Origin of the sequence: Kitasatospora sp. NPDC059827, from assembly GCF_042731675.1 — a bacterium.
Classification (GTDB): Bacteria; Actinomycetota; Actinomycetes; order Streptomycetales; family Streptomycetaceae; genus Kitasatospora.
The window spans coordinates 112,689-129,988 of sequence record NZ_JBHWIV010000013.1; the positions used below are offsets into that span (position 1 = coordinate 112,689).

Genomic DNA, 17,300 nt, shown 5'->3' on the forward strand with positions numbered 1-17,300 from the left:
ACGCGGTTTGCGGGTTGTTTGGTGGTTTGGTTTTTTTTTATATCACACACCCGTCGCCGGCCGGGGGGGGGGGGGGGGTGGGGGGGCCCCCCCCCCCCACACCCCCTCGTCGCGCTGTGTGGTCACGCCCGTCGACTATCCCTCGTCGACGTCCGGGTCGGCTGCTTCGTTGGCGCGGTCGATCTCGGCCATGTGCTCCTCCGCCCAGGTCCGCAGGCCCGCGAGCACGGCCTCCAGGGACAGCCCGAGTCCGGTGAGCCGGTAGAACACCCGCGGCGGCACGGTCGGTTCGACCCGACGCGACACCAGCCCGTCGCGGGTCAGGCTCCGCAGTGTCACGGACAGCATCTTCTGCGAGACGCCGGGCATCCGGCGTCTCAACTCCGCGAAGCGCACCTCGTCCGGTGCGGCGTCGGCGAGCGTCTTGATGGTCATGGACGTCCACTTCGTGCCGATGCGGTCCAGCAACTGCCGCGTCGGGCAGAGGGGATCGAACAGGTCGCCGCGTGCCCCGCGACCGGCGGCCCGGGCTCCTCGGGTGGTCACCCGTGGCTCACCACCTTCCCTGAAAGTGCCGTCTAGGAAGCGGTCCGACGGTTACCTATCGTTCCTTGGTAACCAATGGTAACCATCCTGAGGAGCCGTCATGCCCGTCCCCACCGCACACCGACTGCGCCGCATCGCGACGAACGGCGTCCACCTCAACGTCGCGATCGCCGGGGACGGGCCCGCGGTCCTCCTGCTGCACGGCTTCCCGCACACCTGGCGACTCTGGAGCGGCGTCATGGACCGACTCGCCGGCCGGTACCGGGTCATCGCCCCGGACCTGCGGGGCCTCGGCGCCAGCGAACGCGCCGTCGAGGGTTACGACGCCGGCACCCTGGCCGCCGACGCCGAGGGGCTGCTCGACGCACTCGGCGAGCCCTCGGCGGCGGTGGTCGCCATCGACGCGGGGACCGCCCCCGCCGTCCTGCTCGCGCTGCGCCGGCCCGACCTCGTCCGGCGCCTGGTCGCGATGGAGGCACTGCTCGGCCCCCTGCCCGGAGCCGAACACGTCGTCGCGGGCGGTGCCCCGTGGTGGTTCGGCTTCCACGCCGTCCCCGGCCTCGCCGAGACCGTCCTGGCCGGGAACGAGGCCCCGTACATCGACTGGTTCCTCGACGTGGGGACGCTCGGGCGAGGAGTGCCCGACGACATCCGTGCGTCGTTCGTCCGCGCGTACACCGGGAGCGAGGCCCTCCGCTGCGCGTTCTCCTACTACCGGGCCCTGCCCACCAGCGCGCAGCAGATCCGGGACGCCGTCGCGACGGCTCGGCTGACCATGCCCACCATGGCCGTCGGCTCGCACCCCGTCGGCACCGGGCTCGAACGCCAACTCGGCCCCATCGCCGACGACTTGGTCGGCCACCTGCTCCGGGACTGCGGCCACATCATCCCCCTCGACCGCCCCGACGACCTGTACGCGCTCCTCGACCCCTTCCTCTCCGCCGACCTGCCGAACTGACCGGAGCCGAGCCGGAGCGGGTCCGGAGCGGGGCCGGACCACGGTCGGCGGTTCGGGCGTCCGTCCCGCGCCGGTCATCCCGCCGCGCCCGTACGGTCCCCGGCTCAGCGCGAGCAGCACGAACAGCACGACCACCGGCGACCTGTCGGCAGAGTCGCCCGCTCACCGGCACTGACAGCCTCAGCCAGGTCCTCGCCCGGCGCATCGCCCGATGCCTCGCCACCGCAGCCCCGGCCACCACCGAGCAGCGAATGACCACGCCGAAACCGAGCCGCGGAGTGCCCTCGTACGGACCCTCAAGACCCGCGAGCGGATCGAGCGGCTCACCGAGCTGCCTGAGCAATCTCAATCCGGCGTGCGGCGGCTGATGCGCGCCTCCTTGAGCTGCGGATCGCACCGGTTGTCGCGAAGTCTTGACAGTGCGTGATGAGCTGAGAACTCTGGTGCTGTACTCCAGGGACGTGAGGGACACGGCATGCCATGGTTTGACGAGAGCGGACGCCATCAGGGTTTCCCGGCGGCGGTGTTGGCGGACGGCAGCGAGCCTGCGCCGTTGCCGGACGGGCGCACGACCTGGTGGCTCTACAACGGTGCGGACGGCCCGCGGGCCGTCGCGGTGCGGGGCGGTTGCGGCTGTGGTTGGCGGGGGGAGCGACTGCACCTGCTGGACTTCGGTGACGACGACGCGACCGAGGCTGTGGGTGAGGCCACCGGTCCGTTCGCGGACTGGGAATGGCACGTCGACCTGGCCGAGGGCGTGGTGCCGCGCGAGGTCGAGGAACTGGTCGCGGCGTTGGTGGACCAGATCTGCGACCTGGCGGAGAGCAGGCCGTACGCCGCCGCCCGTGCGGCCGCCCGGTTCGAGCGGGCCGCCGGTTCGACCGCCCTGCTGGCCGGCCGTAAGGCCCGTAGCAACCTGATGACCTGGGAGTACATCGGCCGCGCCTTCGGCTGCGGGCCGGCGGAGGCGCTGGAACGGTTCGGCGAGACCTTGGACGACGTCGACCGGGGTGATGAGGGCGAGCTCTGAGGTGCCAGTACCCATGGGCGGCGACTGTCGAATGCGCTGGGCCTGTCATGGGCTGTGCGTATACCAGCCCATACGCGTCGGCTCGGGGCGAAGCGTGATGCTGGTCGCGGCTTCTACCCGGATGGCGGGGTCGGCGAGCGCCTGGGCGAATGCCGTGGCTGTCGCATTGCCGTGAGCGGTGACTGTGGGGGTTCGGCGTTCCGAGCAGCGCACGCCTTCGGTGATCGTCTGGCCGGGGCGGCAGCCGACGAACTCCAGCAGCCAGCCAGCCAGCCATCCGGCGCTGGCGCGGAGTCGGCCGTCGCTGTCCCGGTGGACGGGGCAGCCGAGGCCGGACCAGTGCGTGGCCTGGGCGTCGGCGGAACTCAAGCCCGGCTCGGACGGCACCTGGGACTGTTCGGATCGTTGTCACCCGGGCGCGATACCGAGGTGCGTGGCCCCGCCCCACGGCGGGGCCGGCGCTTCTGCGGCGTTCTCAGGCCGTCACCGTCACCGTGGTGCTCTCGGGGCCGGCGCTGTTGCCCTGGTAGACGGTGTCGCCGCTGTAGACGGCGGTGATGGTGTGGGTGCCGGCGGTGTGGAAGGCGGTGACGGTCCCGGTCGCTGCGCAGTTGCCGAGGGAGAGGAACAGGCGTCCGGTGCCGAGGGTCGTGCCGGTGGTGGTGTCGGTGAACGTGACCGTGCCGGTCGGCCTGGTCGTGGCGCTCGTACTGGCCGGGCAGACGATGTCACTGAGCACGACCGGAGCGCCGACCCGGGTCCGGGAGGGCATCGCGGTCAGGGTCGTCTTCACGGGCTTGCCCGGGGTGGTGTAACTGATGGTGATGCCCGGGGCGGCGCTGGTGGCGGTGGGGCCGGTGCCGCCGACCGGGACGAGCGACGAGCCGCCCCCGCCGCCACCCCCGCCGCCGCTCGGACTGATGAAGGGGTTGATGTTGCCGCCGCCGCCTCCGCCGTAGTAGCCGCCCCCGCCGGCACCGCCGGTCAGGGAGGAGCCCGGGCCGCCTCCGGTGCCGCCGGTACCGAGGGCGCCGGACCCACCGCCGAAGAACCCGCCCCCGCCGGTGCCGCCGGCCCCGCCCTGGGTGGACGTCCCCGCCCCGCCGCCGTTTCCTCCGTTGCAGGTCGCGTTCGTGCCCGGCTGGCCGGCGTCTCCGCCTGCGCTTCCGGTGCACTGGCCGGCCCAGCCGGCTCCGCCGCCGCCCGCGGCCACGATGAGGCGGGAGTCGGTGGTGGTGAGGGGCGTGGTGCCGGGCTGGGTGCGGACGTCGGAGGCGCCGCCGCCGCCTCCGCCGAAGTGGGTGCTGCCACCGCCGTTGAACCCGCCGGTGCACTGCGCGCTACCGGCGCACTGGGCGCCGCCGGTGGCGGTGCCGCCGACTTCGACGTAGAGGGTCTGTCCCCCGGAGAGCCCGGTGAGGGTGCCGGACACCTGGGCGCCCCGGCCGCCGCCGACGCCGTTGTCCTCCACGCCGCCGGCCCCGCCGATCGCCGTGACGTCGACCTGCGTGACACCGCCGGGCACGGAGAACGTCTGCTCGGCGCCGGTGAAGGCGAACGTACAGGTGGTGGTGGGGCCGGACACCGTGCAGGTGCCCTGTGCGTGGGCGGGCGCGGGCAGCACCAGCGGGGCGACGGCCGCGGCACAGAACACGGCGGCCGCCATGGCCGCCACCCGGCTCCGACGCCCGGGCGAACCGGCATGGTGCCCGTGCGTTGAGCTCGGCCGGTCGGCGACCTCCGACAGTGGGAACATCACGATCAACTCCAGAAGACGGAAGAGGGTCTCTCGGCGAGGGATCGCCTTCCGTCACTGTCGATCACACGGGCGGGGGCGCGGTTGCCCACCGAGCTGACACACCGCCGGTTCACACCGGCGGCCCCTGGCCGGGCGTTCGGCAGCACCCGAGTCCAACGGGTCCGGGCGGAGGCGGAGGGCGCTGGCGACGGCGCTTCCTGGGCGGGGCCGGCCGCCGCACCCTCGGGGGTGAGCGAGAGCAGGCCGGGCGACCCGGACGTACTCCCGCCCGCCGACGCCGTTCTGTTCGCTCCCGGAAAGATGAACAGCATCAACAGCCTCGCGCTCGGCGTCACGACCTCCTGGGTCATCGGGTACGCGGCCGAGGCGATCGGAAAGGGAATCCCGCTGACGGTGATGCCGTGCACGAACACAGCGCTCACCGGGCACCCGCAGTTCCCCCGGAGCGTCGCTACGTTGCGTGGAGCCGGCGTGCGGGTGCTGCTCGGTGAAGGAGGGTTCGTCCCGAACGTTCCGGGGCAGGGGCGGCCGGAAGCGTACCCGTGGGAGGCCGCTCTTGTGGCGGTTGAGGAGTCCACCCGGCCGTGACTCCGCGAAGTTCGGAGCGCTGAGCCGCGATTCTGCCGGACCGGGCCGGACGGGTCGCCTGCGGATCGGCCTGGCATACTCAGGCCGTGATGGATCTCGAGGAGTTCTGGGCCCTGATAGGCGAGGCGTGCGCCGAGGTTGACGCGCTGGGACTGGACTTCGACGATCGGCGCGACGCGATCGGGCACGCGTGCGAGGAGCGGCTTGTGAGCCGCACGCCTGCCGAGATCATCCAATTCTCCCTGCGCCAGTGGCAGTTGCGTGACCATGCCTACCGGTACGACCTGTGGGCGGCGGCGTTCCTCATCGAAGGCTGGTGGTCCGACGACGCGTTCATGGACTTCCGCGACGGCCTCGTATCGCTCGGCCGACACTGGTACGAGCGCGCGCTCGCGGATCCGGATTCTCTCGCTGACCATCCGGCGGTGCGGGATGGCGGGGACGTGCTCGTCGGGAACGAGGACTTCGGCCAGGTGGCCCACCGGGCCTACCAACGTCTCACCGGTGAACCGGACGGGCTCAACGAGGCGCTGGAGGCCTCCCCGGAAGCTGGCCCGCTCAGCGTCATAACCGAGCCGGCCGGAGCTCGGTGGGACGTCGCCGACGACGATGAGATGCGCCGCCACCTGCCACGCCTCGCCGAAATCTTTCTGGACTGATACTCCAGCGGCGGATCCTGATCACGCCGGCGGGGCCGGTTGGGTGTGTCGGACAGATTGATTCAGTCCCGCAGCCCCGCAGTCCCGCAGTCCCGTTTCGGCCGTTTCGGGCTTCCTGGCATCCGGTGTCGCGAGTGCTGTGGGTGGGGAGTGCGGCAGTCGGGCCGCCGCACTCCCCACCCGTCGAACGCGCAGGTCAGCGGGTGCGGCCGCGGGGCTTGAGGTGGGTGGTGGGGAGTTCCGGGGCGGGGAGGCGGTCGCCGGGGTAGCCGGTGACGGCGCCGAAGCGGGTGGGGGCGGCGGAGGCCTGCCAGGCCTCGCGGGCGTGGGCGATGTCCTCGTGGGAGCGCCCGATGAAGTTCCACCACATGACGATCTCCTCCTCGAAGGGCTCGCCGCCGATGAGGACGAGGCGGGCCGGGGCGTCGGCGGTGTTGGTGAGGGTCAGGGTGGTGGCGCCGGGGGCGAGGTAGCCGAGGTCGCCCGGGTGGAGGGCGGTGGTGGCGAGGCGGACCTCGCCGTGGTCGACGAGGACGCCGTGCTCGAAGGCCGGGTCGACGGCCAGGGTGACGGTGGCGTGCGGGGCGAGGGTGAGTTCGGCGCCGAGCAGCGGGGTGAAGGTGGGGACGGGGGAGGTGCGCCCGGCCAGGGTGCCGAGGAAGACGCGGACCTCGGCGCCGTCGAGGGCGACGGGTTCGGGGACGTGGTGGTGGAAGTCCCGTGCCGTGTCGCGGTGTTCGTCGGGCAGCACGACCCAGAGCTGGACGCCGTGCAGCACGGTGGTCGCGGGGGTGGAGACCTCGGAGTGGCAGATGCCGTGACCGGAGGTCATCAGGTTGAGCTCGCCCGGGCGGACGAAGGCGTGGACGCCGAGGCTGTCCCGGTGCTCGATCTCGCCGGTGAAGAGCCAGCTGACGGTCTGCAGGCCGGTGTGGGGGTGCGGGGCGACGTCCATGCCGCCGGTGTCGGCGACGTCGTCGGGTCCGTAGTGGTCGACGAAGCACCAGGCGCCGATCAGCCGGCGGGAGCGGTGCGGCAGGGTGCGGCGGACGGTCATCGCGCGCGGTCCGCCGAGCGGGACGTCCCGGGGGGACAGCACCTCGACGTACGGGTCCTGCTGGTCCTGCGGCACGGCGGCGGGGCGCGACTCGGTCTCGGCGGTGCTCACGGCGGTGGTCCCTCCCTGGACGGTGTCGACCGGCGGTGCCGGTCGGACGACGTCGACTACTGGATAGTTCTAGATTCAACTATTATGGCATGGCAGAGTGTCGAACGGCAGCGGGCCAATGATCGCAGTGGGAGTCGAGGAGTCCAGGTGAGTGCTGACATGACGGTGGTTCCGGCGGAGCGGCGGGTGTTCATCGACAAGCAGAGCCCCAAGGCCTACAAGGCGCTGCTCGCCGCCGCCGAGGCGGCCAAGGAGGTCGCGGCCGAGGCCGGGCTGGACCGGCGGCTGGTGGAACTGGTCAACCTGCGGGTCTCCCAGATCAACGGCTGCGCCTACTGCCTGCACGTGCACACCCGGGCCGCCCTGCGCGAGGGCGAGACCACCCAGCGCCTGGGCGTGCTCCCGGCCTGGCGGGACACCGAGCTGTTCACCGCCCGGGAGCGCGCGGCGCTGGCGCTGGCGGAGGCGACCACGAACCCGGCGGACGCGGCCCTCCAGGCGGCCGCGTACGGGCTGGCGCGGGAGGTGTTCACCGAGGAGGAGCTCTCGGCGGCGATCTGGGTGGCGATCACGATCAACTCCTTCAACCGGGTGTCGATCATGAGCAAGCACCCGGTCCGGCCGATGCCGGGGCTCTGACCCCGCCCGGGTCCAGTCCGAGGCAGGGGGCAGGGGCCGGTCGGCTCCTCCGTTCGGCGTAGTGTCTACGTTGGTGGGAGTACGACCGGTTCCTCCCGGTGGGGGATGACGGATCATCACGTCAGCGGCGAGGCTGTGGACTCGGAGGCGGGCGGGGGCCCGCCGTGGACGAGGGGGTCGCATGGCACGTCGTACAGGTTCCTTGACGGTGGTGGCGGCGGCGGTCTGCCTGGCGCTGGCCGGGCCGGTGGTTTCGGCGGGCGCTGCCGAGCCGCCCGCGGCCGTCGCGGCCGAGAATGCCGCGCGGACGGCGAACGCGGCGCGGACGGCGGCGCTGAGGGCGGTGACCGACGCGGGCGCGGCCGCGGCCATCGCCGAGGTCCGCGACGAGAACGGGGTCTGGCGCGCGGGTACGGGCGTCGCCGACCTCGCGACCGGCGCCCCGGTGCGGGTGGACGGCCGGTTCCGCGCCGGGAGCATCACCAAGACCTTCACCGCCACCACCGTGCTGCAACTGGTGGGCGAGGGCCGGCTCGGCCTGGACGACCCGGTCGAGCGCCACCTGCCGGGGCTCGTCCCGAACGGCGGGCGGATCACCGTCCGTCAACTGCTCAACCACAGCTCCGGCCTGTGGGATCCGACCAACGAGCCGGGCGGGCTGTTCCCGCACACCACGGACCCGGGCGAGATCCGGAACTGGCTCGACCAGGGCGGGCTGACCCGCAGCATCACCCCGGCCCAGGTGGTGGCCGCCTCGGTGGCGCACGCGCCCAACTTCCCACCGGGGGCCAGGTTCAGCTACTCCAACGTCAACTACACCCTGCTCGGCATGATCATCGAACGGGCGACCGGCCACAGCTACGCCCAGGAGATCACCGCGCGCATCCTGCGGCCGCTCGGGATGAGCGGGACGTACTTCCCCGGCACGGCCACCGACATCCGGGGCCCGCACGCCCACGGTTACTGGACGCTCGCCGAGGGACCGGCCCCGGAGGACCGAAGCGACCGGGACGTCACGGTGGAGAGCGTCACCTGGGCGAACTCCGCGGGCGAGCTGATATCCACCCTGTCCGACCTGAACCGCTTCCACCGTGCCCTGCTGGGTGGGCGGTTGCTGTCGCCCGAGCTGATGCGGCAGATGACGACCACCATCCCGGCGCAGTCCGGCGACGTGCCCGTGACCCTGTCGTACGGTCTCGGGCTGGCCCGGCTGGAACTGTCCTGCGGGCCGGTGTACGGGCACGACGGCGGGATGCCCGGGTTCGCCTCCCAGCTGTGGAGCAAGGGGGATCGGCAGGTCGCGATGTCCGTGACGTCCAGGGGTGACCAGGCGCAGGCGGTGCAGCAGCTCCTCGCGCAGGGCGGCTTCCTGGAGGAGGCCTTCTGCGGCAAGCACCAGGGCGGGGGTGAGGTCCGGCCGAAGCTCGGCTGAGTCGGATGCGGCTGCCGAGTCGGCCGCTGAGCTCCCTCACCACGGAAGCGGCCCGGGGTCGCCGAAGAGCGCGAAGGGCGCCCATGCGACGGGCTCCGGGAAGCGGCGCCGCACGGCCTGTTGGGCCCGGCGTTCGTTCTCCGGTGTCCTGGTGCCGGAGGAACTCACGCCACTGCCGGACGCCCTCGTCCAGTGCGTCGGCGGTGCCGTGGGTGAAGAGCTGCGGGGGCGACCCCGGGGTGAACACCAGGCTCAGTACGGCGGCTTCGTCGCCCAGCTCCGCCCGGTAGTACTCGACGAGTGCGGTATCGGGCGGGAGGGCGGCGGTCACCGCCTGCCAGGTCGGCAGGGCCGCCGGGGTACCGCCGAGGTCGGTGTCGGTGCCGGGGTTGGGGCCGGGACCGAGGCCAGGGCCAGGGCCGGGGCCAGGGTTGGAACCGGGGCGGGAGAGCCGGTCGGCGAGCAGCATCTCCAGCCGGCCCTGCCGGGCCCGGAGGTCGTGGACGTGTCGGTCTGGGTGCGGCCGGAGGGGCTCGTCGTCGAGCGCCAGGCGCCGCAACTCGTGCCGAACGGTGCGGAGTTCGGTGGCGACGGCCGCGATCCCGGGCTCGGGGCCGTTGGACAGTATCGCGCGGTCGCGGGCCACGGCCTCCGCGACGACGGCCTTGCGCCGCAGGACGGCGTTCGCCAGGAGCTCCAGCAGCTCCGCGCCGGGCTCGAAGCCGGTGGTGGCGAGCAGGACGACGACGAAGGCGTCCAGTCTGCCGAGGAGGGTCCGTGCGTAGGCCAGGCGCTGGACCTCGGAGGAGGCGGCGAAGACCTCGACCAGGTGGGCGTCCTCGATGTCGAACTGCTTCCGCACCAGGGCGGCGGCCTCGCCGAGCCGCCCGGTTTCGAGGCAGAGCATCCCGAGGCTGAACAGTGAGTCGGTCATCGCCACGCGGTTGGGGTCCGCCAGTTCGCGCCGGCGGGCGATCACGGCGCGGTAGAGCTGTTCCGCCTGGTCCCGCTCGTCCAGGGAGTGGTGCACCAGGGCGAGGAGGTCGAAGGTGTTGAGCTGCTCCTCGGTGGCCGTCGCCGGGGCGTGGTGCGCCGCGGCGGCCCGGGCGTACGCCAACGCCCGGGTGAGGCGTCCTTGGTGGCGGCACCGCTGTCCGATGCCGGTCCGCAGCGAACGCAGCAGTTCCGGTGTGGTCTCCGGGTCGTCGGAGGCCGCCGTGAGTGCCGCGTCCAGGTGCTCGTCCGGGACGTCCAGGCCGTACCGTGCGGTCGCGACCAGGGCCACCGCCGTCCTGAGCGGGGACCGGCGGGGGCGGGCCCGGGCCACATCGGCGGCCCGGAGGGCCAGTTCGAGGGCCCGGGCGGCGTTGCCCAGGCGGTCCTCCTCGGAGGCCTGTTCGATCAGCGTCCGGAAGGTGACATCGGGGTCCTCCGGTTCTCCACCAGCCTGCGGGCGGGCGTCGTGCGCGAGTTCGAAGAGCATCCGGCGGCTCGGGGACCGGCCGTCCTCCTGTTCCAGGGCCGCGAAGTTGCGCAACACGGCGGCGGAGGGCGCCACGCCTGCCGCCGCATCCCGCAGGTCCCGGTAGATCGACCGGGCGACGGCGGGGTCGCCGTGGAGCTGGTGGTAGGCGGCGAGGTTGCCGCGCGCCTCGGCGAGGTGTGCGGCGGCCTCGGGGCCGGCCGCCGTGAGGAGTTCGACGGCTTCGGTCAGGACGGCCTCGGCGCGCGGATCGCCGTCGAGGGCCAACAGCTTGCCCAGGTTGGCGAGGGTGATCCCCAGGTCGATGTCCGGCATCCGCGGGTCACACCGTGCCTCTCGACCGCACCGCTCAGGCCCCTCGGCGCCGGAGCTCGACCGCTTCCTCCAGCAGAGCCCTCGCCGCCGCGTCGCACCCCGCCTTGTGCAGGGTGACGGCGAGTTGGTTGAGCGTCCTGGAGAGCTCGGCCGGATTCGAGCCGAGGATCTCCCGGGCGTAGCGTTCCGTGGCCTTCGCGGCCTCCCCCACCTGGCCGGGGCCCTCCGCGCGGCGCAGGGACTCGGTGTAGGCGGCGAGCCAGGGCGGCAGCAGGGTGACCGGTCCGTGCTCCTGGACGTGGTGCACGGCCATGCCGGCGACGGCGAGCGCGTCGGGGTGCGCGCCCGTCTCCTCGGCGATGCCGTGCATCGTGGCGAGGTGGCGCAGGCAGCCCTCGGAGTCCTGCATCCGGTGGCACAACTCCTGGGCCGTGCTGGTGTACTGCCAGGCCTGCTGGTGCCGGGACAGTTGGCGCGCCAGTCCGCCCATCCACTCGTAGCAGGTGGCCTGTCCCACCTCGGGCGGCCGGGACAGGGACTCCCCGCTGGCCAGGAGCCCGGCCAGCAGCGCGAGTGCCTGCTCGTGCCCGCCCTGCCGGGAGAGTTCCCCGCACCGGGCGAGGGTCCGGTCGAGGCTCTGCGACACGGCGACGCCGGGCAGCGGGACGCCCAGGCGCTCGGCGACCGCGAACGAGGCCCGTCCGTACCGCTGCACCGCGGCCGGGTCGTGGCGGAGCTCCGCCGGTACGGTGAACCGGGCGGGGAAGTCGGCGCGCAACCGGTCCCCGTGGAGCCGGCAGAGCCGGTCCAGCAGTGCGGAGTCCCCGGCGCCGACGGCTGCTTCGAGCTCGTACCAGAGGTGAGCGGTCATCTCATGCTCCGACGTCCTCGTAGGTGAGTTCCGCGAACACATGGCTCTCGGCCGTCCTGCTCTCGGCCGTCCCGCTCTCCGCCGTCCTGCTCTCCGCCGGCCCACCGACGGTGCTCCCCGCCGGGCCGCGGCCGCCGAACTCCTTGCGGCCGAACAGCCGGGGGCGCACGCCGGAGACGCGGAACAGCGGCGTGAGGCCGTCCGGGGCGATCACCTTCACGCCGACGCCCTTGGACCCGACGATGCTCAGCCCGGCGGACGCGGAGGCGAGCGGGATCGTCCCCGAGAGCGCCTCCGCGGAGGCGGCGAGGTCGACGCTGGCGCCCTGCTGCTGGGAGACGAGGATCACGGCGGGGCCGGTGGCGACCACTTCGGTGACCACGACCTGGGCGGCCGGCCACCGTCCGGCCGCCGCCAGGTCGAGCACGCGCCGGCCGAGCGCCTCGCGGTCGGCGATCTCGCTGATCCGGCACGACCGCGCCTGGAACACGATGCCGTGCCGGCGGCTGAACGACACCGCGACGCGGGCGAGCGGTCCGCCGTCGACGTCCGTCGAGACGGCGACCTCGGCGGCCGAGCTGTAGTCCAGGTCCACGCCCCGCTCGCGCTCCCGCACCGCGAACCCGATGCCCAGGTCGGCGAGCGAGGTCAGGCGCTCGAACCGGTCCCGGTGCAGGCGGCCGACGTCGCCGAGTTCGAGGTGGGTGTTGGGCAGCCAGCTGGACAGGTAGTCGAACTCCGCGCGGAGCTCCTCCGAGTACTGCTCGTGGATCGCGGGCACGCACCCTCCCCCTGGACGCCGGAAGCGCCGGCAGTCGGCATCGTAGGCCAGTGCCCGGACCGGCGGGGTGCAAACGGGGACTCCCAACTTCTGCGCCCGGCAGCGGCGTTGCGGGAGCAACCGGGTCGACCGGTCGACCGGCCCGGCGTCGCCGGTGGCATCAGGCGGGGCGGCGCTGCTCCGCGAGGTAGTCGTGCACCGGGGTGACGGGGGAGAGGGTCAGGTCGGTGAGGACGTGGCTCGCGGAGACCACCTCCAGCACCGGCAGGTCGGCCAGGGGCGCCATGACGTGGGCGTTGAGCTGGAGGCGGGCGGGCCCGGTCCAGGCCTCCTTGACCGTGAGGTCGGTGATCCGGGTGCGGACCAGGTCGCAGACCCGCAGGCCGCCGGTGTAGTCGGGGACCACCTTGACCGCGAAGGTCGGCACGCCGATCTGGGCGCGAGCCTCCTCCCGGTCCAGCGGCCGCCACTTGTAGGCCATGGTCGCGGTGGCGACCCGCTGGCTGGCGTAGTCCAGGGTGCCGACCAGCGCCCCGGCCTCGGTGAACAGGCGCGGCGAGCCCATCACCTTGGGGTAGGCGCTCAGTTCCCGGCCGGCCGCGGTGGCGGCGAAGTTGTCCAGGTACATCGCGTGCAGGTACTCACCGTGCTCGTCGCCGTGGCGCACGGGGACCACCTGCCCGGCCTCGACGTACGGGCCGTAGCCGTCGACCTCGCCCATCTTCATGATCTCGAAGCGCACCAGCGGCTCGTCGATCTCCAGCGGTTCGGGGACGACCGCGCGCAGGGCCTCCGGGTCGGTCCGGTAGACGACGTTCAGGTACTCGCGGTCGGTGAAGCGGGTGGCGCGCAGCGGGTAGACGGGGGCGGAGAGCGGGGTGGTGGCGTGGCGGACGACCTGGTCGGAACGCATCGGGGGCTCCTCGGGGGCGGGATGTGCGGCGGGATGTGCGGGGCGGGGTTGTGCTGCCCGCGCAAACGGATACCATGTGTATCGGATACACCATGCATCCGATGGTGGCGGTGAGGCAAGCGCGAACCACACGGCGCAGGCCCGGGCCCCTCGGAGCGCAGTACAGCCAAGGAAGTGATCTCGATGTCGTTCACCACCCCCGACCCCACCGGCCGTCCCGTCGCCGTCGTCGGAGCCGGCACCCTCGGGCGCCGCATCGCCCTGATGTTCGCCACCGACGGCGGCGAGGTGCGGATCTACGACCCCTCGGCCGAGCAGCTCGCGGCCGCCGGTGCCTACGTGGCCGAGCAGCTGCCCGCCGTCGCCGCCGGGGTCGGTGCGGGAGGGCCGGGCACCGTCGCCGTCACCGGGGACCTCGCCGAGGCGCTGCGCGGCGCCTGGCTGGTGATCGAGGCGGTTCCGGAGCGCCCCGAGCTCAAGCAGCGGGTCTTCGCCGACCTGGACCGGCACGCCGACCCGGACGCGATCCTGGGCAGCAACTCCTCGTCCTACCCGACCAGCCACTTCGTCGACCGGGTGCGCGAGCCCGAGCGGCTGGTCAACATCCACTTCTACATGCCGCCGACCCAGAACGCGGTGGACGTGATGTCCAGCGGCCGCACCAGCCGGGCCGTCATCGACCTGCTGTTGGCGGAACTGCCCCGGCACGGCGTGTTCCCGTTCGAGGCCCGCCGGGAGAGCACCGGCTTCATCTTCAACCGCATCTGGGCGGCCATCAAGCGCGAGTCGCTCGCCGTGGTCGCCGAGGGCGTGGCCACCGCCGAGGAGGTGGACGCCATGTGGTCCGTCAACACCGGCCTGCGCGGCGGACCGTTCCGCGCGATGGACCAGGTCGGCCTGGACGTGGTCCTGGACATCGAGCAGCACTACGCGGCCGAACGCCCGGGCCTGCCCGACGGACCGCGCACCCTGCTGGCGGAGTACGTCGAGTCCGGCCGACTCGGCGTCAAGGCCGGGCGCGGCTTCTACGAGTACGAGGCCGGGGGCGGGGACCGGGAGGGCGCCGCGGCCGCCTGAGGCCTCTCCGGCGGGGCGGGCGGCCCCGGTCCACCCGTAGACTGGGTCGGGGCCGCCGTCGGCACCGCCGAGCGAAGAACGAGACCCGAGGACCGCAGTTCGTGCCCAAGTCACCCACGAAGCGGCGCCCGCTGACCGTCGCCGCCCTGAACGACAGCGCCCTCGCCCTGTTCACCGAGCACGGCTTCCACGCCACCTCGATCCGCGACATCGTCGCCCGCGCCGGGCTGACCCGGGGTGCCTTCTACTCCAACTACCAGGACAAGGAACAGCTGTTCCTCGCCCTCTACGACCAGCAGATCGACCGGCTGCTCGCCGACCTGCGCAGCGCCTTCACCGCCGCCGCTGCTGACGGCGCCGTTACCGCGGCCGCTGCCGGTACCGCCGTCGCCCAGGACGTGCCGTCCCGGCTGCTGCGCGAACTGGCCGACCGGCGGCGGGTGGACGAGGGCTGGTTCCTGCTCTCGATGGAGTTCACCCTGCACGCCGCCCGGCACCCGGAGGTCGCCCGCAGCCTCGCCGAGCACGAGGCCCGGCTGATCGACGGACTGGTCGAGCTGATCGGGGAGGCCGCCGACCACGCCCCGGAGATCAGCCCGCGCGACCTCGCCCGGTTGCTGGTCATCCTGCACGAGGGCGCCACCGCCATGCGCCTCACCGAGGAGGCCCGCGGCGACCTCGCCGAGTTCCCGGAGGACCTGCTGCACCGCGTCGTCGACGCGCTGTTCCACCCCACGGCTCCCCGGTAGGCCTGTCCGGCCCCGCTCTGCCGAGGCGGACAATGGTGGACGTGACAGACATGACGCTCAACCTCTGGCGGCAGCCGCTCGGCCCGGTGGCCGCCGAGGTGCTCAGCTTGGTGTGGGACCGCAACGACCTGACCGTGCTCATCCTCGCCGAAGGCGCACTCTCCGAACTCCCGCCCGGCATCAGTCGGTTGATGCGGCTGCGCACCCTCGACCTCGGCCACAACCTGTTCACCGAGGTGCCCGCAGAGCTGACCCGGCTCACCTGGCTGCGGGACTTCCTCTACCTGCACGACAATCAGCTGACCGTCCTGCCGGACGACATCGGGAAGCTCACCGAACTCCGCTACCTCAACGTCGGCGAGAACCGGCTCACCGAACTCCCGTTCGCCATCGGCAAGATGACCGAACTGGTCGAACTGCGGGCCCAGCACAACCGGCTCGGCGCCCTGCCCGAGTCCATCGGCGCCCTCGGCGAGTTGCGTGAACTCTGGCTGCGCGGCAATGAGTTGACCGCTCTCCCGGCCTCCTTCGGGCTGCTCTCCGAACTGCGCGAGCTGGAGCTGCGGGAGAACGCCCTTGCCGAGCTGCCCGCCGTCCTGGCCGGGCTGCCGCGGCTGCGCCGGATCGACCTGCGCAGCAACGGGATCACCGGCCTGCCGGACTGGCTCGCCGACCCGGCCGCACTGCCCGCGCTGGAGAAGCTCGACCTGCGGTGGAACGACGTCCAGGTGTCGGACCACGTGCGGGAGGCGCTCGCCGAGCGCGGCTGCGCCCTGCTGATGTGAGCTCTCCCATAAAGATCAACGCCAAGGTCCGGGTGCTGCTACCGTGGAAGGCATGAAGCGCGCTGCACTCGCCACGACGACGCCGGAAAGAGTCCCGGCGCGCTGACTGCTGACCTAGTCCGAAGCCCCGGGGCGAGTGCCCCGGGGCTTCGTCGTTCCCGTCCCCACTCGCCCGCGGATCCCGAGTGGAGACCACCCCCATGAACGACCGCCTCGTGAACGACCGCCCCGCTCGCGCGCACGACCGACCCGCGCACGACCACCGCAAGCTCGGCCGCGAGCTCGACCTCTTCGACACCGACCCGCTGATGGGCTCCGGCCTGCCGTACTGGCTGCCCGACGGCGCCGCGATCCGGCACACCCTGGAGGAGTTCATCCGCGGCCGCGAGCGCCGGGCGGGCTACCGCCACGTCTACTCGCCGGTGCTCGGCAAGCGCGAGCTGTACGAGATCTCCGGCCACTGGGACCACTACCGCGAGGACATGTTCCCACCCATGCAACTCGGCTCGGAGGAGATGGTGCTGCGCCCGAGCCTGTGTCCGCACCATGCGCTGATCTTCCGCTCCCGCCCGCACAGCTACCGGGAACTCCCGCTGCGGATGGCCGAATTGGGCGGGATGTACCGCTCCGAGCTGTCCGGCGTGCTCGGCGGGCTGACCAGGGTCCGGGCGATCCAGCTGAACGACGCGCACGTCTTCTGCACCCCGGAGCAGGCCGCCGACGAGGCCGTCGCCGCCCTGGAGCTGATCCGTGAGGCGCACCGGGCGCTCGGCATCGTGCCGGTCCGCTACCGGCTGTCGCTGCCCGGCGAGGGCGGCAAGTACGTGGCCGACCCGCAGCTGTGGCGGCGGGCCACCGCGCTGCTGACCGACGTACTGGAGCGCTCCGGGGTGCCGTTCGAGGCGGCGGAGGGCGAGGCCGCGTTCTACGGGCCCAAGATCGACGTGCAGATCGCCGACGGCGCCGGGCGCGAGTTCACCCTCTCCACCGTCCAGATCGACTTCCACCAGCCCGAGCGCTTCAACCTGCACTACATCGGCGCGGACGGCGCCAAGCACCGCCCGGTGATGGTGCACCGCAGCGTGATCGGCAGCGTCGAACGGGTGGTCGCCCACCTGATCGAGCTGTACGGCGGGGCGTTCCCGGCCTGGCTGGCACCGGCCCAGGTGGTGCTCCTGCCGATCTCCGACGCCGAGCTGCCGCAGGCCGAGCGGCTGCGGCAGCGCTGCCTGGACCTCGGGCTGCGGGCCGAGGTCGCCGGACCGGAGCACGGCAGCCTGGGCGCCCGGATCCGGGAGGCCCGGCTGGTGCCCTACCAGGCGGTGATCGGCGCCAGGGAGGCCGCGGACGACCGGGTCGCGCTGCGGCTGCGGGACGGCCGCCGGCTGGAGCCGATGGCGGCCGAGGAGGCCTGGGCGCGGATCGGCGGGCTGGTCGCGGACTGCAGCGCCGAGCTGTGGCGGGACGCCCCGGCCGGGTGAACCGGGAGCATACGTACGACTAGTGCGCTGCGCGGTGTGTCGGCGGGGCCGGTGGCGAGGGCCGCC

General features: G+C 72.9%; 18 protein-coding genes. 11 read left to right on the forward strand and 7 right to left on the reverse strand.

Annotated features, from left to right (window positions below; all coding sequences use genetic code 11):
• Positions 1-135: 135 nt before the first annotated feature.
• Positions 136-546, reverse strand: a complete 411-nt coding sequence (locus ACFV8H_RS11410; protein ID WP_380398597.1) for a winged helix-turn-helix transcriptional regulator — start codon at positions 544-546, stop codon at positions 136-138.
• 100 nt (positions 547-646) lie between these two features.
• On the opposite strand from ACFV8H_RS11410, the gene ACFV8H_RS11415 reads away from it, so the two are divergent.
• Both ACFV8H_RS11415 and ACFV8H_RS11420 read left to right on the forward strand, forming a co-directional pair.
• Positions 647-1,504 carry an alpha/beta fold hydrolase gene (locus ACFV8H_RS11415; protein ID WP_380398599.1) on the forward strand — a complete coding sequence of 286 codons (858 nt, stop codon included), beginning with the start codon at positions 647-649 and terminating at the stop codon, positions 1,502-1,504.
• Between the two features lie 475 nt (positions 1,505-1,979).
• Entirely contained in the window at positions 1,980-2,534 is a 555-nt protein-coding gene (locus tag ACFV8H_RS11420) for a hypothetical protein (protein ID WP_380398601.1), read from the forward strand.
• A gap of 45 nt (positions 2,535-2,579) precedes the next feature.
• Here the strand turns inward: ACFV8H_RS11420 and ACFV8H_RS11425 are convergent, their stop codons facing one another.
• Both ACFV8H_RS11425 and ACFV8H_RS11430 read right to left on the reverse strand, forming a co-directional pair.
• A complete protein-coding gene (locus ACFV8H_RS11425) occupies positions 2,580-2,921 on the reverse strand; it encodes a hypothetical protein (protein ID WP_380398603.1) in 342 nt (113 codons plus the stop codon).
• A gap of 88 nt (positions 2,922-3,009) precedes the next feature.
• Positions 3,010-4,200, reverse strand: coding sequence for an Ig-like domain repeat protein (locus ACFV8H_RS11430; RefSeq protein WP_380398605.1), 1,191 nt, complete (start codon positions 4,198-4,200; stop codon positions 3,010-3,012).
• Between the two features lie 321 nt (positions 4,201-4,521).
• Between ACFV8H_RS11430 and ACFV8H_RS11435 the strand changes: the two genes are divergently transcribed.
• The gene (locus ACFV8H_RS11435) at positions 4,522-4,881 is read left to right on the forward strand and encodes a hypothetical protein (RefSeq protein WP_380398607.1); all 360 of its coding nucleotides are present in this window, start codon (positions 4,522-4,524) and stop codon (positions 4,879-4,881) included.
• A gap of 89 nt (positions 4,882-4,970) precedes the next feature.
• Entirely contained in the window at positions 4,971-5,540 is a 570-nt protein-coding gene (locus ACFV8H_RS11440; RefSeq protein ID WP_380398679.1) for a DUF4240 domain-containing protein, read from the forward strand.
• A 196-nt stretch (positions 5,541-5,736) separates the two neighbouring features.
• Here the strand turns inward: ACFV8H_RS11440 and ACFV8H_RS11445 are convergent, their stop codons facing one another.
• Entirely contained in the window at positions 5,737-6,708 is a 972-nt protein-coding gene (locus ACFV8H_RS11445; RefSeq protein ID WP_380398609.1) for a pirin family protein, read from the reverse strand.
• A gap of 159 nt (positions 6,709-6,867) precedes the next feature.
• Here ACFV8H_RS11445 and ACFV8H_RS11450 point away from each other — a divergent pair, with 159 nt between their 5' ends.
• The 3 genes from ACFV8H_RS11450 (at position 6,868) to ACFV8H_RS11460 (ending at position 9,704) form a co-directional block, all read left to right on the forward strand.
• The gene (locus ACFV8H_RS11450; RefSeq protein WP_380398681.1) at positions 6,868-7,347 is read left to right on the forward strand and encodes a carboxymuconolactone decarboxylase family protein; all 480 of its coding nucleotides are present in this window, start codon (positions 6,868-6,870) and stop codon (positions 7,345-7,347) included.
• Between the two features lie 181 nt (positions 7,348-7,528).
• Complete coding sequence (locus ACFV8H_RS11455; RefSeq protein WP_380398611.1) at positions 7,529-8,779, forward strand: serine hydrolase domain-containing protein; 1,251 nt, start codon at positions 7,529-7,531, stop codon at positions 8,777-8,779.
• Between the two features lie 151 nt (positions 8,780-8,930).
• Positions 8,931-9,704, forward strand: a complete 774-nt coding sequence (locus ACFV8H_RS11460) for a hypothetical protein (RefSeq protein ID WP_380398613.1) — start codon at positions 8,931-8,933, stop codon at positions 9,702-9,704.
• 907 nt (positions 9,705-10,611) lie between these two features.
• Here the strand turns inward: ACFV8H_RS11460 and ACFV8H_RS11465 are convergent.
• From ACFV8H_RS11465 to ACFV8H_RS11475, 3 genes are all read right to left on the reverse strand, one after another.
• Complete coding sequence (locus ACFV8H_RS11465; RefSeq protein WP_380398615.1) at positions 10,612-11,448, reverse strand: hypothetical protein; 837 nt, start codon at positions 11,446-11,448, stop codon at positions 10,612-10,614.
• A gap of 1 nt (position 11,449) precedes the next feature.
• A complete protein-coding gene (locus tag ACFV8H_RS11470; RefSeq protein WP_380398617.1) occupies positions 11,450-12,229 on the reverse strand; it encodes a hypothetical protein in 780 nt (259 codons plus the stop codon).
• A gap of 160 nt (positions 12,230-12,389) precedes the next feature.
• Positions 12,390-13,142: an acetoacetate decarboxylase gene (locus ACFV8H_RS11475; protein WP_380398619.1), complete on the reverse strand. Its 753-nt coding sequence runs from the start codon at positions 13,140-13,142 to the stop codon at positions 12,390-12,392.
• Between the two features lie 183 nt (positions 13,143-13,325).
• Here ACFV8H_RS11475 and ACFV8H_RS11480 point away from each other — a divergent pair, with 183 nt between their 5' ends.
• The 4 genes from ACFV8H_RS11480 to thrS all read left to right on the forward strand — a co-directional run bounded on the left by ACFV8H_RS11480 (position 13,326) and on the right by thrS (position 17,234).
• The gene (locus ACFV8H_RS11480) at positions 13,326-14,219 is read left to right on the forward strand and encodes a 3-hydroxyacyl-CoA dehydrogenase family protein (protein ID WP_380398620.1); all 894 of its coding nucleotides are present in this window, start codon (positions 13,326-13,328) and stop codon (positions 14,217-14,219) included.
• A gap of 101 nt (positions 14,220-14,320) precedes the next feature.
• Positions 14,321-14,968 (forward strand): TetR/AcrR family transcriptional regulator, encoded by a 648-nt coding sequence (locus ACFV8H_RS11485; RefSeq protein ID WP_380398622.1) that lies wholly within the window; start codon positions 14,321-14,323, stop codon positions 14,966-14,968.
• 50 nt (positions 14,969-15,018) lie between these two features.
• Complete coding sequence (locus ACFV8H_RS11490; protein WP_380398682.1) at positions 15,019-15,753, forward strand: leucine-rich repeat domain-containing protein; 735 nt, start codon at positions 15,019-15,021, stop codon at positions 15,751-15,753.
• Between the two features lie 200 nt (positions 15,754-15,953).
• A complete protein-coding gene (thrS, locus tag ACFV8H_RS11495) occupies positions 15,954-17,234 on the forward strand; it encodes a threonine--tRNA ligase (RefSeq protein ID WP_380398624.1) in 1,281 nt (426 codons plus the stop codon).
• Positions 17,235-17,300: the final 66 nt, after the last annotated feature.

Excerpts from the sequence above, each read along its gene's own strand:
- ACFV8H_RS11415 (WP_380398599.1), top strand. The coding sequence starts at position 647 with ATGCCCGTCCCCACCGCACACCGACTGCGCCGCATCGCGACGAACGGC.
- ACFV8H_RS11420 (WP_380398601.1), top strand. The coding sequence starts at position 1,980 with ATGCCATGGTTTGACGAGAGCGGACGCCATCAGGGTTTCCCGGCGGCG.
- ACFV8H_RS11430 (WP_380398605.1), bottom strand. The coding sequence starts at position 4,200 with ATGGCGGCCGCCGTGTTCTGTGCCGCGGCCGTCGCCCCGCTGGTGCTG.
- ACFV8H_RS11440 (WP_380398679.1), top strand. The coding sequence starts at position 4,971 with ATGGATCTCGAGGAGTTCTGGGCCCTGATAGGCGAGGCGTGCGCCGAG.
- ACFV8H_RS11450 (WP_380398681.1), top strand. The coding sequence starts at position 6,868 with ATGACGGTGGTTCCGGCGGAGCGGCGGGTGTTCATCGACAAGCAGAGC.
- ACFV8H_RS11455 (WP_380398611.1), top strand. The coding sequence starts at position 7,529 with ATGGCACGTCGTACAGGTTCCTTGACGGTGGTGGCGGCGGCGGTCTGC.
- ACFV8H_RS11465 (WP_380398615.1), bottom strand. The coding sequence starts at position 11,448 with ATGACCGCTCACCTCTGGTACGAGCTCGAAGCAGCCGTCGGCGCCGGG.
- ACFV8H_RS11475 (WP_380398619.1), bottom strand. The coding sequence starts at position 13,142 with ATGCGTTCCGACCAGGTCGTCCGCCACGCCACCACCCCGCTCTCCGCC.
- ACFV8H_RS11480 (WP_380398620.1), top strand. The coding sequence starts at position 13,326 with ATGTCGTTCACCACCCCCGACCCCACCGGCCGTCCCGTCGCCGTCGTC.
- ACFV8H_RS11490 (WP_380398682.1), top strand. The coding sequence starts at position 15,019 with ATGACGCTCAACCTCTGGCGGCAGCCGCTCGGCCCGGTGGCCGCCGAG.
- thrS (WP_380398624.1), top strand. The coding sequence starts at position 15,954 with ATGAACGACCGCCTCGTGAACGACCGCCCCGCTCGCGCGCACGACCGA.